The 14,501-nt window shown below is 73.8% G+C and carries 14 protein-coding genes; 7 read left to right on the forward strand and 7 right to left on the reverse strand.

Annotation, left to right across the window (positions count from 1 at the left end; all coding sequences use genetic code 11):
* Positions 1-10: 10 nt before the first annotated feature.
* Together ACZ7D7_RS14605 and ACZ7D7_RS14610 are read right to left on the reverse strand one after the other, a co-directional pair.
* Positions 11-1,447, reverse strand: a complete 1,437-nt coding sequence (locus ACZ7D7_RS14605; RefSeq protein WP_470824529.1) for a maleylpyruvate isomerase N-terminal domain-containing protein — start codon at positions 1,445-1,447, stop codon at positions 11-13.
* A gap of 167 nt (positions 1,448-1,614) precedes the next feature.
* Positions 1,615-2,196 carry a sigma-70 family RNA polymerase sigma factor gene (locus ACZ7D7_RS14610; protein ID WP_470824530.1) on the reverse strand — a complete coding sequence of 194 codons (582 nt, stop codon included), beginning with the start codon at positions 2,194-2,196 and terminating at the stop codon, positions 1,615-1,617.
* Positions 2,197-2,556: 360 nt separating this feature from the next.
* On the opposite strand from ACZ7D7_RS14610, the gene ACZ7D7_RS14615 reads away from it, so the two are divergent.
* The 3 genes from ACZ7D7_RS14615 to ACZ7D7_RS14625 all read left to right on the forward strand — a co-directional run bounded on the left by ACZ7D7_RS14615 (position 2,557) and on the right by ACZ7D7_RS14625 (position 4,436).
* Entirely contained in the window at positions 2,557-2,937 is a 381-nt protein-coding gene (locus tag ACZ7D7_RS14615) for an STAS domain-containing protein (protein ID WP_470824829.1), read from the forward strand.
* A 133-nt stretch (positions 2,938-3,070) separates the two neighbouring features.
* Positions 3,071-3,583 carry an EF-hand domain-containing protein gene (locus ACZ7D7_RS14620; protein WP_470824531.1) on the forward strand — a complete coding sequence of 171 codons (513 nt, stop codon included), beginning with the start codon at positions 3,071-3,073 and terminating at the stop codon, positions 3,581-3,583.
* 376 nt (positions 3,584-3,959) lie between these two features.
* Positions 3,960-4,436 (forward strand): ATP-binding protein, encoded by a 477-nt coding sequence (locus ACZ7D7_RS14625; protein ID WP_470824830.1) that lies wholly within the window; start codon positions 3,960-3,962, stop codon positions 4,434-4,436.
* A gap of 462 nt (positions 4,437-4,898) precedes the next feature.
* Here ACZ7D7_RS14625 and ACZ7D7_RS14630 read toward each other — a convergent pair whose 3' ends face one another.
* Positions 4,899-5,918 (reverse strand): GlxA family transcriptional regulator, encoded by a 1,020-nt coding sequence (locus ACZ7D7_RS14630; protein ID WP_470824533.1) that lies wholly within the window; start codon positions 5,916-5,918, stop codon positions 4,899-4,901.
* Positions 5,919-5,989: 71 nt separating this feature from the next.
* On the opposite strand from ACZ7D7_RS14630, the gene ACZ7D7_RS14635 reads away from it, so the two are divergent.
* The gene (locus ACZ7D7_RS14635; protein WP_470824534.1) at positions 5,990-7,291 is read left to right on the forward strand and encodes an MFS transporter; all 1,302 of its coding nucleotides are present in this window, start codon (positions 5,990-5,992) and stop codon (positions 7,289-7,291) included.
* Positions 7,292-7,304: 13 nt separating this feature from the next.
* Here ACZ7D7_RS14635 and ACZ7D7_RS14640 read toward each other — a convergent pair whose 3' ends face one another.
* The 3 genes from ACZ7D7_RS14640 to ACZ7D7_RS14650 all read right to left on the reverse strand — a co-directional run bounded on the left by ACZ7D7_RS14640 (position 7,305) and on the right by ACZ7D7_RS14650 (position 10,031).
* Positions 7,305-8,489, reverse strand: coding sequence for a flavin-containing monooxygenase (locus ACZ7D7_RS14640; RefSeq protein ID WP_470824536.1), 1,185 nt, complete (start codon positions 8,487-8,489; stop codon positions 7,305-7,307).
* 98 nt (positions 8,490-8,587) lie between these two features.
* Positions 8,588-9,253 carry a pyridoxine/pyridoxamine 5'-phosphate oxidase gene (locus tag ACZ7D7_RS14645; protein ID WP_470824537.1) on the reverse strand — a complete coding sequence of 222 codons (666 nt, stop codon included), beginning with the start codon at positions 9,251-9,253 and terminating at the stop codon, positions 8,588-8,590.
* Between the two features lie 142 nt (positions 9,254-9,395).
* Positions 9,396-10,031: a TetR family transcriptional regulator gene (locus tag ACZ7D7_RS14650; protein ID WP_470824831.1), complete on the reverse strand. Its 636-nt coding sequence runs from the start codon at positions 10,029-10,031 to the stop codon at positions 9,396-9,398.
* Between the two features lie 134 nt (positions 10,032-10,165).
* Between ACZ7D7_RS14650 and kbpA the strand changes: the two genes are divergently transcribed.
* The 3 genes from kbpA (at position 10,166) to ACZ7D7_RS14665 (ending at position 14,195) form a co-directional block, all read left to right on the forward strand.
* Positions 10,166-10,888 carry an AfsK-binding protein KbpA gene (kbpA, locus tag ACZ7D7_RS14655; protein ID WP_470824539.1) on the forward strand — a complete coding sequence of 241 codons (723 nt, stop codon included), beginning with the start codon at positions 10,166-10,168 and terminating at the stop codon, positions 10,886-10,888.
* A 240-nt stretch (positions 10,889-11,128) separates the two neighbouring features.
* Entirely contained in the window at positions 11,129-13,489 is a 2,361-nt protein-coding gene (locus ACZ7D7_RS14660) for an outer membrane protein assembly factor BamB family protein (protein ID WP_470824541.1), read from the forward strand.
* Between the two features lie 160 nt (positions 13,490-13,649).
* A complete protein-coding gene (locus tag ACZ7D7_RS14665; RefSeq protein WP_470824543.1) occupies positions 13,650-14,195 on the forward strand; it encodes a hypothetical protein in 546 nt (181 codons plus the stop codon).
* Between the two features lie 100 nt (positions 14,196-14,295).
* Here the strand turns inward: ACZ7D7_RS14665 and ACZ7D7_RS14670 are convergent, their stop codons facing one another.
* Positions 14,296-14,478, reverse strand: coding sequence for a hypothetical protein (locus ACZ7D7_RS14670; RefSeq protein ID WP_470824545.1), 183 nt, complete (start codon positions 14,476-14,478; stop codon positions 14,296-14,298).
* Positions 14,479-14,501: the final 23 nt, after the last annotated feature.

The following is a 14,501-nucleotide window of genomic DNA, read 5'->3' on the forward strand; positions in this document are numbered from 1 at the left end:
GTGCCGGTCGTCACATGCGGCTCAGGGACGCGGCCGCGAACAGCACGTCCCTGATCGCCTGCTTGTCGCCGACCTGACCGGCCGCCGCCTCCTCCGGGGAGACGTGGCCCGCGGCCAGGCGGCAGAACTCCACGCCGTCCAGCGCGATGTGCGCCACCTCGTGCTCGGCGGAGCCCACCGCGGCGGGGGAGTCCAGCGGGATCAGCCACTCGCCGCCGCCGGAGCCCTCGATCTCCAGCCGCAGGCTGCGGCCCGGCTCGCCCGCCGCGACCAGGTGCCGGTGACCGGCCGGGGCGCCCCGGCCGTCCCGGCGGCGGCCCGCCAGGGCCTCGGGCAGCAGCCGCGCCGCCAGGTCGATCATCCGGTTCAGATGCCGCGCCGACGGCGGTTCGTAGGGGTAGTCCACCGCGTCCGCGATGTCCTCCGCGTGCACCCAGCACTCGAAGGCCCGGTCCAGCATCGCGTCGTGCAGCGGCAGCCGGAAGTCGCCGTACGACACCGGCATCCGGCCCGCGCCGCTCCCGGTGAACGACACCGTCCGCACCAGGTCGTGGCTCTGCTCGCGCCACTGCGCCCGCACCCCGCGGGTCGGCGGAAGGTGCAGCGACCTCCAGTACGCCTCCGTGCGCGCCGCCGGCGTCCCGCCCTCGGCGGCGATGTCGCCGAGCGGGTCGGCCAGACCGAGCGCCACCGCGACCAGGCCGTCGACCGTCATCAGGTGCGCGATGACCCCGGCGACCGTCGTGCGCCGGTCCGTCTCCTCCTCGTCCGCGAACCAGCGCAGCCGCACGGGCGCGTGCCACTCGGCGTCGCCGAAGTCCTGGAGCAGCGCGTCCAGCCGGGCGGTCTCGGCGTCGTACGCCGTCGCCCACTCCGGCACCGGGATGCGCGGCGGGCGCCGCTCCAGGCAGGCCTCCAGGACGCGGGTGCGCAGCGCGGGGTCGAGGTCGAGGCTCTCGGGCCGCTGGAGCAGGCCGACGGCGTCCCGCAGCCGGACGGCCTCCTCGGCGCAGCTGCCGCACTCGCCGAGGTGCTCCTCGACGCCGGCCGCCTCCTCGGCCGAGCAGGCGGCCAGCGCCCACGCGCCCAGCAGTGACTTCAGCACCCGGTGCTCCAGGGCGAGCGGGGCGGGCCGGGCCAGGTCGCCGAGGTCCTCCAGGGCGGGCAGCGGCCGTCCGCCGTCCTCGACGGAGGCACGCGGCAGAGGTATGCGGGGCCGGCCGGGCCCGCGCTCGCCGCCGCCCTCGGGGCCGCCGTTCCGCGGCCCGCCCGGGCCGCCCGCGTCGCCGGACCCCCGGGACGCGCCCGCCCCGCCGTCACCGCGCGGGCCGCCAGGGGCGCCCTCGCCCCCGGCGCCGTCCGCACCGTCACGTCCCTCCGCACGGCCGCTCCCCGCCGCGGCGCCCGGTGCGCCGCCCCCGGGTTCACGGCGCTGTCCGGGCGTCACGGCGTCCGCGTCCGGCCGGAGACCAGTGCCCGGATTCCCCGGACTTCCTGAAATGTCGCGATTGCCCTGATTTTCCCGCTCGTTGAGGCTCGCGCCGTCTTCGCCGGATCCCCTGTGTCCCCGCTCACCCCCGTGCTCGTCGTACGCCTCGGACCGGTCCGCTCCGCTCACGCGGCACCCCCGTATCCGGGCGGTGCTTCCGGCGCCCCGGCGTCGCGCGCGGTGGACAGCAGTTGGAGTCCGAGGCGGAGCCGGCGGCGCGCCTCGTCCTCGGTGACGCCGAGGTCGGCGGCGGTCTGGCGGTAGTCACGGCGCTGGAAGTGCGCCAACTCCAGGGCGGCGCGCAGCGGCACGGGCATGGACTGCACGATGTAGTCGGCGCGGGCCGCGACGGAGGCGTGGCGCACCTTGCGCTCCAGTTCCTCCGGGCTGCCGGCGCCGCCGCGCGCGAGGGCGGCGGTCTCGGTGTCGCGCAGCCGCTGCACGGCGAGCCGGTGGGTCAGCGCCGCGACCCAGCTGCGCAGGGGGCCCTGCCTCGGGTCGTAGGTGTCGGGGTGCTCCCAGACGTGGGTGAAGACCTCGCGGGTGATGCCGTCGGCGGCGCGCTCGTCGCCGAGTACCCGGTGGGCGAGGCCGTGCACGAGGGAGGCGAACCGGTCGTAGAGCTCGCCGAGGGCCGCCGCCTCGCCGCGTGCGAGCCGCTGCTGCATCTTGCGGTCCCAGCGGAGCGGCGCTTCCTTCTTCGCCATGCGGCCCCTCCCCGCTGCTCGGCTCCGGTTTCTGCGGTCCTTTCGGTGTCCGGCGTACGCCCCACCGTCTCCTCGAATGTAGTCGGCACGTCTGACAACGCATGCCCCTTTGCGTCAATGTGTGCCCTCGGACGATCCGCAGGTGATAAGGGGCGAGAACCACCGGGGGCGGGCGCCGTCCGGTGCGCCTACCCGGCACCCGCCCGCTCGGACCCGATCGAACAGGATCGAAGCCGACTTGAACAAGCCTCTTTCGATCGGTATCGGTTTCTGCCCCGGTGTTTCAGGGAACGGCCGCTGGGCAGCCGCGCTGCAAGGAAGCGTAAGAATTGCTTCCGTTTGGTCCGGCGAGCGAAGGGCATGGTGGTGGCGTTCAAAGTGACCGGTGCCGAGCACGGCGAGTGGGCCGTGCTCCGGGTGTCGGGCGAGCTGGACCTGGTGACATCGCCGGTGCTGCGTCAGGGCATTCACGACGCGGTGGCCGACGGCCGGCACAGTCTCGTCCTCGACCTCTCCGAGGTCTGGTTCTGCGATTCCAGCGGCGTCGGCGTCCTCATCGCCGCGCGCCGGCTCATACGTTCCTGCCGGGGCAGTCTGCGGCTGGTCCTGCCGGCCCGCGGGGCCGCCGACGGCTCGCACGTCAACCGGGTCATGGGCGCGCTCGGCGTCCGCCGGCTGTTCGACGTGTACCCCGACGCCGATGCGGCCGTCGCCCCGGACGCGGGCCCGCTCTCGGCATAACGCGCAACATCGTTGTACCGGAATTTCCCCGGTCTTGGTACAAGCGTCGTTTTCCCGCTCCGGCGCGGTCCGTGCCGTCGTACGCTCCCAGCGAAGACGCCCACCCACCCGACGTAAGGCGGCCCGAGAAGACATGGTCAGCAGCGAGTACGAGCGCAGGATCGCCGCCCGCTTCGCCACCTTCGACCAGGACGGCAACGGCTACATCGACCGCGCGGACTTCAACGCGGCGGCCAAGGCGCTGCTCACGGAATTCGCGGTCGCTGCCCGCTCCGACCGGGGCCAGGCGCTGTACATCGGCGCCGAGGCGTTCTGGCAGGGCATGGCCGGCATCGCCGACCGGGACGGCGACCAGCGCATCACCCGCGAGGAGTTCGTGACCAGCGCGGTCAAGCGCCTGCGCGACAACCCGGACCGGTTCGCCGAGATCGCCCGCCCCTTCCTGCACGCCGCCCTCGCCGTGGCGGACACCGACGGCGACGGCCGGGCCACCGTCGACGCCACCGCGCGCGTGCTCGGCTGCCTCGGGGCGAGCGAGGACGTCGCGACCCGGGCGGCGGCGGCCCTGGACACGGACGCCGACGGCCGGATCGGCGAGGACGAGATCGTGTCCGCCTTCGCCCGCTACTTCACCGTCCCGGAATAGTCCGCCCGCACAACCGGGCGATCACGGAGCGTCGATACCGGGTTGTGTCCTGGGTGTGACTCGTCACGGCCCGGAGTCGGCGGTCCGCTCCGGTACCTTGTGGTGGATGCGAGTGGTCCTGAGCGCGCACCCGGCCGCAGGCGGGCGTCGCACAGTATGCCGCACGGGTACTCCTTCGCGCTGGAATATGCCCGAAGCGCTTGTTGACGTGACTGTACGTCAACCATGCTGTGCCACAAGGGATTCACGTTCCGTGACCCCTGTCGTCCCGGCCGCTGTCCCGGCCATGCAGAAGATGGCTGTGATCGTGGCCCTCGTGAGGCGCGAGCCCAAGTGTCCGCCGGTTCGGATGGTGTGAGCGGTGCAGGTGCTTCAAGTGCAGCTGGAGGTCCGGCCCGACCCCGCGGAGGTGGCGCGAGCCCGGAAGTGGGCCCGCTCACGCCTCGCCGGCTCGGGGATACAGGCCGACGAGCCGATCGCCGAGACCCTGATCCTGCTGGTCTCCGAGCTGGTCACCAACGCCGTCGTGCACACCGGCTGTCCGGCGGTGCTGCGGCTGTCCCTGCCGGGCGCCGCGGTGGACGGCGCGACCGTCCGCCTGGAGGTCGCCGACCGCAGCAGCCGCGCCCCCGTGCCCCGTTGCCCGGACGGTGACGCGACCGGCGGCCGGGGCCTCGCCCTCGTCGACGGCCTCGCCGACCGCTGGGGATGGCAGCGAGAGGGCGGCGGCAAGCGCATCTGGTGCGAACTCGACCGCTGTGAACGGCCCTCCGGCGCCGCGGCCTGCGCGGGCGGAGTCGTCGCGTACGGCGGCGGCGCGGCGTACGACGGGCTCGCGTACGAAGCGGTGTAGCGGTCCGAGGTGCAGGGGCGCACGTCGGACGCGAGGCGTGTGCGGGCCGTCAAGTGGTGCGCCGGGGTTGTGCTTCTGTGCGCGTCCGCCGCAAAAGGTGCGTAAGTAATAAATGCCTGACCAGGTGTTGACGCCTCTTGTCCGTTTGATCACGCTTGTGGCAGCGACTTGCCGTGAGGGGACGGCGAGGGTCTTGGTGACGGAGGCCCTCGGCGAGTGCGGGTCGTGACACGGCGTCGGTCTCCTCGGGGCCACGGGAGGCCGGGCGGGGGACGCCGGGTCGGGTGGCGGCGGGCGAAGCCGTGCTCGGGGCGGGCAAGCGCCACGCCGCCGGCCGACCGAACGCGAGGACGGACGCGAGGGCGAGCACGGACGCTCCGCCGGACTTCCGTCCACAACCTGTGGACAACTTTTCGCGAGCGCCTCGCCCGTGCCCCGCTCCCGCCCGTCCCGCGTTCCCGCCTACACCCTGCTCCCGCCGCCCACCCGGAACGTCCTGCGGTACGCGGTCGGCGTGACGCCCAGCGCCGCCTGGAGATGCTGGCGCATCGACTGGGCCGTGCCGAAGCCCGCCTCGCGGGCCACCTGGTCCACCGACAGATCCGTGGACTCCAGCAACTGCCGGGCCCGCTCCACCCGTTGCTGCGCGAGCCACTGCCCGGGACTCACCCCGACCTCCTCGCGGAACCGGCGCGTGAACGTGCGGACGGACATGCTCTCCCGGGCGGCCATGTCCCGCAGCTGGATCGGCTCGTGCAGCCGCCCGAGCGCCCAGGCCCGCGCCCCCGTCGTCGTCGCCTGCTGCGGATCGGGCACCGGCCGCTCGATGTACTGCGCCTGCCCGCCGTCCCGGTGCGGCGGCACGACCGTACGGCGCGCGATCTCGTTGGCGACCGCCGCGCCGTGGTCGCGGCGCACCATGTGCAGGCACAGGTCGATGCCGGCGGCGACCCCCGCCGAGGTCAGGACGTCGCCGTCGTCGACGAACAGCCCGCCCGGGTCGACCTCGACGCGCGGGAAGAGCCGCTGGAGGCGCTCCGCGTCCGCCCAGTGCGTGGTCGCCGGGCGGCCGTCCAGGTAACCGGCGGCGGCCAGGACGTAGACGCCGGTGCAGATGGAGGCCAGGCGGGTGCCGGGCCGGACCCGGGCGAGCGCGGCGGCCAGCTCGTCGGTCAGCACGCCTTCGTCGTAGACCGGGCCGAGCTCGTACGACGCGGGGACGATCACCGTGTCCGCCGTGGCCAGCGCCTCCGGGCCGTGCGCCACGTGGACCGAGAAGTCGGCGTCCGTCTCGACCGGGCCGGGCGGCCGGACCGAGCAGGTCACGACCTCGTACAGATGCCGGCCGTGGGCGTCCTTCGGGCGGCCGAAGATGCGGTGCGGGATGCCCAGCTCGAAGGGGAGCAGCCCGTCGAGGGCGAGGACGACGACGCGGTGCGGCCGGAAGGGCGGCGCGGGGGTGCTGCCCGGGTCCCAGGTCATGGCCCGATCCTAACGAATGCTGTCCTTCGGGCCACTCGATCGCGGGACCCGCCGACCGGAGGCTCTATGGCGTGACCGAGACAACCGCTGCCGCCACCGCCGCCGAGGACGCCGGACCCGGCCGGCGCCGCCCCCGCGTCCACCGCGCCTGGTTCGTCGCCGCCGTCACCTTCGTGACGATCATCGGCGCCGCCGCCTTCCGCTCCGTGCCGGGGCTGCTCTTCGACCCGCTGCACGAGGAGTTCGACTGGTCGCGCGGCACGATCGGCGCGGCGGTCTCCGTCAACCTCGCCCTCTACGGCCTGACCGCGCCCTTCGCGGCGGCGCTGATGGACCGCTTCGGCATCCGGCGCGTGGTCGCCGTCGCCCTCACCGTGATCGCCCTCGGCTCGGGCCTGACCGTGTGGATGACCGAGGCCTGGCAGCTCATCCTCTGCTGGGGCCTGCTGGTCGGCCTCGGCTCCGGCTCCATGGCGCTGGCCTTCGCGGCCACGGTCACCAACCGCTGGTTCACCGAGCGGCGCGGCCTGGTCACCGGCATCCTCACCGCCGCCTCCGCGTCCGGGCAGCTGATCTTCCTGCCCCTGCTGTCCTGGATCGTCGACCGGTACGCATGGCGCCCGGCCGCCGTCACGGTCTCGCTCGCCGCCCTCGTCGTCGTCCCGTTCGTCTGGCTCCTGCTGCGCGACCACCCGGCCGACGTGGGCCTCAAGCCGTACGGCGCCAAGGAGTTCGTGCCGAAGCCCGCCCCCGTGCCCGGTGCCGCCCGGCGCGCCGTCACCGTGCTGCTGTCCGCCGTGCGCACCGGCCCGTTCTGGCTGCTGGCCGGGTCCTTCGCGATCTGCGGGGCGTCCACCAACGGCCTGATCCAGACCCACTTCGTGCCCGCCGCGCACGACCACGGCATGCCCATCACGGCCGCCGCCTCCCTGCTCGCCGTGATCGGCGTCTTCGACGTCGTCGGCACCGTGGCCTCCGGCTGGCTCACCGACCGCTTCGAACCGCGCCGCCTGCTCGCCGTGTACTACGCCCTGCGCGGCGTCTCCCTGCTGTTCCTGCCGATGCTGCTGGCGCCGAGCGTGCACCCGCCGATGATCTTCTTCATCGTCTTCTACGGCCTCGACTGGGTCGCCACCGTCCCGCCCACCCTCGCGCTGTGCCGTGAGCAGTACGGCGAGGACAGCGCGATCGTGTTCGGCTGGGTCCTCGCCTCCCACCAGGTCGGCGCCGCGCTGGTCGCCTTCCTCGGCGGCGCCGCCCGCGACGCCTTCGGCTCCTACGACGTGGTCTGGTACGCGTCCGGCGCCCTGTGCGCGGCGGCGGCGCTCATGGCGCTGGTGATCCGCCGCCGCCCGGCACCGGCCCTCGCCTGAACGAGGGTGCCGGTCAGCCCGGCAGCCGGGCCACACAAGCGCCGCCGTCCCGGGCCACGGCACTCGCGATGCGCACCGCGTCGCGGGCCAGCTCGCGGAGCATGCCGCTGATGGGGTTCGTGAAGCCGGTGAAGTACAGGCCGGGCGCCCGCTCCGGGCAGCGGGCGCCCCGGACGACGGGTCTGCCGCGCCCGTCGAGCACACCCAGGTGCCCGACGACGCCCTCCAGGCCGCGGACGTATCCGGTGGCCGCTATCACCGCGTCCGGCGCGAGGCGGCTGCCGTCGGCCAGGACCACCTCGCCGTCCTCGAAACGCTCGACGGCGGCCACGACCTGCACCGTGCCGCCGCGCACCGCGTCGACGAAGCCGACGTCCTGGACCGGGATGGCGCCCTCGTGGACACGGGAGTACAGACCGGTGTCCGGGCGGGGCAGGCCCTGCGCGGACAGGTCGGGCACGCTCAGCCTCGCCAGCGGCCGGGCCATCCGGTCGACGAGCGCCGTCGGCAGCCGGCGGCACAGCACGCCCGTGTACTGCGCGGCCCAGCCGGCCGTCGACCGCCGCACGATGTGCGGCACGGTACGGATCGCCACCCGCACGCTCGCGGCCCCGCCCTCCGCGAGGTCGACGGCTATCTCGGTGCCGGTGTTGCCCGCGCCGACGACGAGCACGTCGCGTCCGGCGTAGGGCTTCGCGTTCCGGTACTCGCGCGCGTGCAGCAACTCGCCTCCGTACGTGTCCCGGCCCGGCCAGGCCGGGACACGCGGCGTGTGGTTGTGGCCGGTCGCCACGACGACCGCGGCGCCCGTCAGCTCCCGGCCGCCGGTGGCGTGCAGCAGCCAGCCGGTGCCGTCGGGGGTGCGCTCTATCCGGGACACCTCGACGCCGGTGACGACCTCCAGGCGGTGGTGCTCGGCGTACTTCTCCAGGTAGCGCACCAGGTCGTCCCGGGAGACCCAGCGGCCGAAGCGGCGGGGGATCGGCAGCCCGGGCAGGCCGGACAGCCGGCGGGTGGTGTGCAGCCGCAGGCGGTCGTAGTGACCCCGCCAGGACGCGCCGACGCGGTCCGACTTCTCCAGGACGACGGCGCGGATGCCCCGCGCGCGCAGGGCGTACGCGACGGAGAGTCCGCCGGGGCCGCCGCCGACGACGTAGACGGGGCGTGGGTTGTTGGGGGGTGGTGTGAAGTCGGCCATGGGCGGGAGTATCCACCACTAGGGGGAACGGGGGTGCGAGGGCCTCCGGCTCGCCCGCCTTGCCGGGGACCGGCGTCGAGGTGCGGGGGCCGCCCGGCCTACGGCCACAGCAACCGCGTCGTCCACGTGCCGCCCGTGCGCCGGTACTGCACGCGGACGTGCCGTCTGCCCGCCTCGCCCTGGAAGAACTCCGCCTCGTCCGGGACCAGGCGGTACAGGGTCCACGTCGGGGCCACCGCGTCCGGTTCGCTCGTTGCCCTGTCCCAGGCCGCGCGCGACGCCCGCTCCAGGTCCTCCGGGGAGCCCAGCACCTCGCTCTGCCGGCCGGTCAGGGCGGCGGCCAGCGCGCCCGTCGAGCGGGCGCGCAGATCGGCCCGGGACTCCTCGGCCGTTGCGGCGGCGACCGGTCCGCGCAGGCGCACCTGCCGCCCCAGGACCGGCCAGTAGAAGGAGAGCGCGGCGTACGGACGCGCCGCCAGCTGCCGTCCCTTGCGGCTCGTGGCGTGCGTGGCGAACGACCAGCCGCCGGGATCCGCACCGTGCAGCATCACCACCCGTACGTCGGGCAGGCCCGCCTCGTCCGACGTCGCGAGGGACATGGTGTGCGGCTCCGGCTGCCCGGCCGACACCACCTCCGCGAACCACCGTGTGAACAGGGCGAGCGGCTCGCCGGGCAGGCGGTCCGGGTCGAAGACCGGCAGCTCGGTCACCTCGGGGTCCCAGACCCGCAAGGACCTCAGCAGCTCGTGCAGATCCGTTTCCATGCCCCGATTGTCACGCGCGCCCGGGTCACGCGCGCGCCCGCCCGGACAACGCAACAGGCGGCGGTCCACTCGGGTGAACCACCGCCCGTATGACAGACAGGACTTGGGACGAGGCCGCGCGCACCGGCGGCTTGGGGGGAGGCTACTTCGTCGGCTTCTTTCCCGTGATGCCCAGATGCACCAACAGCGCCAGATTCGGCTTGAGTTCAGCCTGCTTGACGCCCCACGTCTGGAAGCCCTTCTGGTGCGAGGCCGCGGCCGCGAGCATCGCGACCAGCGCACCGGCGACGGCCGCCGGGTTCACGTCCTTGTCGACCTTGCCCTTGGACTGCAACTCGGCGACGGAGTCCGCCAGGGAGCTGTTCACCGAGTTCAGGATCTTCATGCGGAGCTTGTAGAAACGCTTGTCGCCCTCGGCCGCCCCGAGATCGACAACCCGCAGGATCGCATCGTTTCTGCGCCAGAAGTCGAGGAAGCCGTCGACCAGTTCCTGCGCCGTCTGCCAGCCGGCCTTGCCCACCCAGGAGCGGCCCGCGACGAGCTCCGCCAAGTCGGCGCTCTCGGCGGCCATTTGCTCGGCGATCTCGAGGACGGCGCCCTCGACGTCCGGGAAGTACTGGTAGAAGGTCGCGGGCGACGTGCCCGCCTTGCGGGCGACATCTATGACTTTGACGTCGCGGTACGGGGAGGAGCTGAGCATCTCGCTGAGGCAGTCGAGCAGCTTCTGCCGGGTCGCCTGCCCACGTCGACCGGCCACGCGGCCGTCGACGGTACGCACTTGTCCTGTCATGCCGTCAGCTTACCGAGGGGGGATGGGAGCGCGATTCGGCCGACTGCAAATGGGGTGCGCGGGGGTCCGGAGGCTGGTGTGCCTGGTCTGCGCGTTGCGTGAGCGGCCGTTACGTTGGCGACATGGCCGAAAACAGGGCATCCGCGTACGGGGAGGGCGTCCCCTGCTGGGTCGACGCGCAGCTCTCCGACATCGAGGCGGGCAAGCGGTTCTACGGTGGGCTTTTCGGGTGGACGTTCCGGGCGGCACCCGGCGCCGCCGTCTGGGCCCTGCGGGAGGACGAGCCCGTCGCCGCGCTCGTCCCCAAGACGGACGGCCGGATGCCCACCGTCTGGACGGTGTACTTCGCGACGCCGGACGCCGAGGCGTTCGTCAGGCGGGTCCGGGCGGCCGGCGGACAGCTGGTGACCGCGCCGACGCGGATCGCGGACCTGGGCGCGTTCGCCCTGGTCACGGACGCGGAGGGCGCCGTCTTCGGCCTGTGGGAGGCCGACGGCCACGAGGGCTTCGGGCGGCGGCACGGGCCGGGCGGCTTCGCCTGGGCCGAGCTGTACACGCGGGACACCGCCGCCGCCAACGCCTTCTACGGCGACCTCTTCCACGAGGCGCTGTTCGGGCCGGACGCCGACCCCGACTTCGGCCGCGCCCCGGTCTCCGACGTCTTCCCCGCCGAGATGCCGCCGCACTTCCTCGTCCACTTCGGGGTCGAGGACTGCGACGAGGCCCTCGACACCGTGCGCCGGCTCGGCGGCCGGGTGCAGGCGACGCCGTTCGACACTTCGTACGGCAGGGTCGCGGTCGTCACCGACGACCAGGGTGCGTCGTTCGCCCTACTACAACGCTGAAGCGGCCGCCGCAACGCCGAAGCCGCCGCCCGAAGGGATACTCGAAGGGACTTTCGAGATCACCGTGGGGTTTGTCCCAGGACACCCCGATCCGCCCCCGGGTTCGCAACCAGCGCTCCGGCCAGGAAGAATCGGGGTGCGTGCCGCCACGGCGGTGCGGTGGTGAGACGCTGCACTGGGCCGCGGACATATGGCGTACATATGGCGGTGACGCGGCTCGTACGGGGAGGTGGCAGGCAAGTGGTGGAGCAGCTGACGCAGCACGATCCACGGCGGATCGGGCCGTTCGAGGTGCTGGGACGGCTCGGTGCCGGCGGAATGGGGCTGGTCTATCTCGCGCGCTCGGCGTCCGGCCGGCGCGTGGCGATCAAGACGGTCCGCACGGAGCTCGCCGAGGACCAGCTGTTCCGCGTCCGCTTCACGCGCGAGGTCGAGGCCGCGCGGGCGGTCTCCGGGTTCTACACGGCCGCCGTCGTGGACGCCGACCCGCGCGCCGCCGTGCCCTGGCTGGCCACCGCGTACGTCCCCGCGCCCTCCCTCGAGGAGATAGTGAATCAGTGCGGGCCGCTCCCGGCCCAGGCGGTGCGCTGGCTCGCGGCCGGGGTCGCGGAGGCGCTGCAGTCCATCCACGGGGCGGGCCTGGTGCACCGCGACCTGAAGCCGTCGAACGTCCTCGTCGTCGAGGACGGCCCCCGGGTGATCGACTTCGGCATCGCGTCCGGCGTCTCCAACACCCGCCTGACCATGACGAACGTCGCCGTCGGCACGCCCGCCTACATGTCGCCCGAGCAGGCCAAGGACTCCCGCAGCGTCACCGGCGCGAGCGACGTGTTCTCGCTCGGCTCCACGCTCGTCTTCGCCGCGACGGGACACGCGCCGTTCCACGGGGCCAACCCCGTCGAGACGGTGTTCATGCTGCTCAGAGAGGGCCCCGACCTCGAAGGCCTGCCCGACGAGCTGCGCCCGCTCATCGAGTCCTGCATGCAGATGGAGGCCTCGGCGCGGCCGACCCCGGCCGACCTCCAGGCCCAGCTCGCCCCGCACCTGTTCGGTTCCGGCTCCGACGACAGCGGCACGGCCTCGGCGTGGCTGCCGGAACTCGCGGTCAGCCTCATCGAGGCCCGCCGCAACGGCCGCCCGCCGGCCAAGCCGAACCAGGGCGCGGGCCGCGGCACCGGAGGCCGGCCGCCCGTGCCGCCGCCGCCCCCGCACGACCCCGTCGTACCGCCGCGGCCGCCCGTGCCCGTGGGCGCGCCCGACACCGGGCCCGTCCGGCTGGCCGGCGCCCAGGTGCCGATCGGGCCGGGGCCGCGCGTCGCCGACGTGCGGGCCGCCGCCGTCAAGGCGCCGCCGCCGGAGTCCGCGCTCGCCGCGTCCTGGTCGAAGGCCCACCACGGCGTGAACGGCGCCGACCCCGCCCTGTCCGCCACCGCCGCGCCCCCGGCCCCGCCGACCCCGCCCGACCAGCCCGGCGGCTGGCGCCCGTGGCGGTTCCGGATGTCCAACGACGTGTGGGGCACCCCGGCCGTCGCCGACGACCTCGTCTACGTCACGTCCTTCGAGGTCCACGCCCTGGACGTGGCCACCGGCCGGCGCAGATTCAAGACGCGCGACGTGGCCTGGTCGATGGCGGTCGCGGACGGCAGGGTGCACGCCTCGGACGGGCCGACCCTGTTCGCCCTGGACGCCCGCGAGGGCACCGACCTGTGGCGGTTCCAGACGGACGCCTGGGTGTACTCCCTCAAGGCCGACCGCGGCACCGTCGTCACCGGCACCCGGGGCGGCGGCGTCCAGGCCTGGGAGGCCTCGAACGGCCAGAAGCTCTGGGAGATCACCGGCGCCCAGACCGACTTCGAGTCCCCGGAGGCCGGCCCGGCCGTCCACGAGGGCACGGTGTACGTCTGGCAGGACGCCCGGCTGCGCGCCCTGGACGCCCGCACCGGCGACGAGCGCTGGTCGTACCCCATCGGCGACGCCGCGTCCTGCGGCGGCGTACCGGTCCGGCTGACGCAGGCCCCGGACGGCTACGTGTACGTCTCCGCCGGCACCCGCGTCCTCGCCCTGGACGTCGCCACCGGCCACGTCCGCTGGCACTTCGAGGCGCCCGCGGTCTTCCTGTCCCCGCCCGCCTTCGTGCCCGGCCCCGCGGTCACCGGCGGCGGCATCTACCTCGCGGACTACCTCGGCACCGTGTACGCCCTCGACGCCACCGACGGCCGCGACCGCTGGCGCATCGCGACCGAGGCCCGCTCCTCGGTGGAACCGGTGCTGGTGGCCGCGGGCCACGTCCACGTCGGCAGCGGCAAGGGCCTCTACACGCTCGACGCCGTCACCGGCACCCCCAAGTGGCGCTTCCAGGCGGGCGGCGACATCGTCGGCGCGCCCGCGGTCGCCGAGGGCCGCATCCACTTCGGCTCCACCGACCACCTCCTCTACACCCTGAAGGCCGACGACGGCCGGCTGCGCTGGAAACTCGCGACCGGCGGGGAGATCACCGGCTCGCCGGTGGTGCGGGACGGCGTGGTGTACGCGTGCAGCAAGGACCGCTGCGTGTACGCGCTGGACGCGGAGAAGGGGACGGGAACGGCGCGCACGGCGTAAAAGTTCCGCGCCTTATTTCACGGGTTTGTCACCGCCCGCCGCGCGCGGCCTGGCGCGCCCATTTCCCCTGTTAGCGTGACGTGGCCATGCCGGGGGAGGCCACCACTGACGCGCGCCCCCGTCCGCTCCAACAGGCAATCACCACACGGGGGTTGAACAGATGAAGCTTCGTCATGTCCGCACGGCCGCGATCGCCGTCGGCGTCGTCATCGCCCTGACCGGCGCCCGCGGTTCCGGCGGGGGCGGCTGCAGCAGCTCCGACTCCAGCAGCTCGTCGTCCTCCAGCTCGGGCGGCTCCGGTGCGCACGACGACGACTACGACGTCGACGTCCCCGACGTCGACGCGGGCACCACCACCTCGGGCGGCTCCAGCAGCGGCTCCGGCTCCGTCTCCGGCGGCTCCGGACCGTCCTCGGCCGCGAGCGACCTGGACATCGACAACTGCCGCTACGACGAGTCCCGCGGCCTGGTCGCCACGGTCACCGCGACGAACTCCAGCAGCACCATGACGTACACCTACGCCTTCACGGTCACCTTCAAGGACTCCGGCGGCACCGTCCTGAAGGCCACGACGGACAAGATCTCGTACGTCCCGGCCTCGGAGACCCGGACCCACGACGTGGCGGCGCCCTACGTCCCGGGCACCCCGGACGCGACGAACGGCGGCACGTGCGTGATCACGAACGCGACGAAGACGGTGTCGTAGCGGGCACGTCGGCCGCGGGGCCGCCGCAGGGCCCCGCATGGATCAGCCGCGGCAGCTCCCCCTGAGGGCTGCCGCGGCTGAGGTCTGCGCGCGTGGAGGCTTACGCCCCCTCGGAACCCGCGTGGTTCTCCATCGTCTTGAGGACGTCCTCCTCGACGCTGCCCGCGTGGTTCTCGAGCGGCTTGATGGTCTCGCTCTCCGTGACGCTTCCGGCGTGGTTCTCGAGCGGCTTGACCGTCGTACCGTCGCCCGTCGTGGCCGGCTTGTTCGAAGCGTCGCTCATGTCGGCACTCCCCTGTCGAACGT

It is taken from the genome of Streptomyces sp. NPDC037054, from assembly GCF_055606745.1.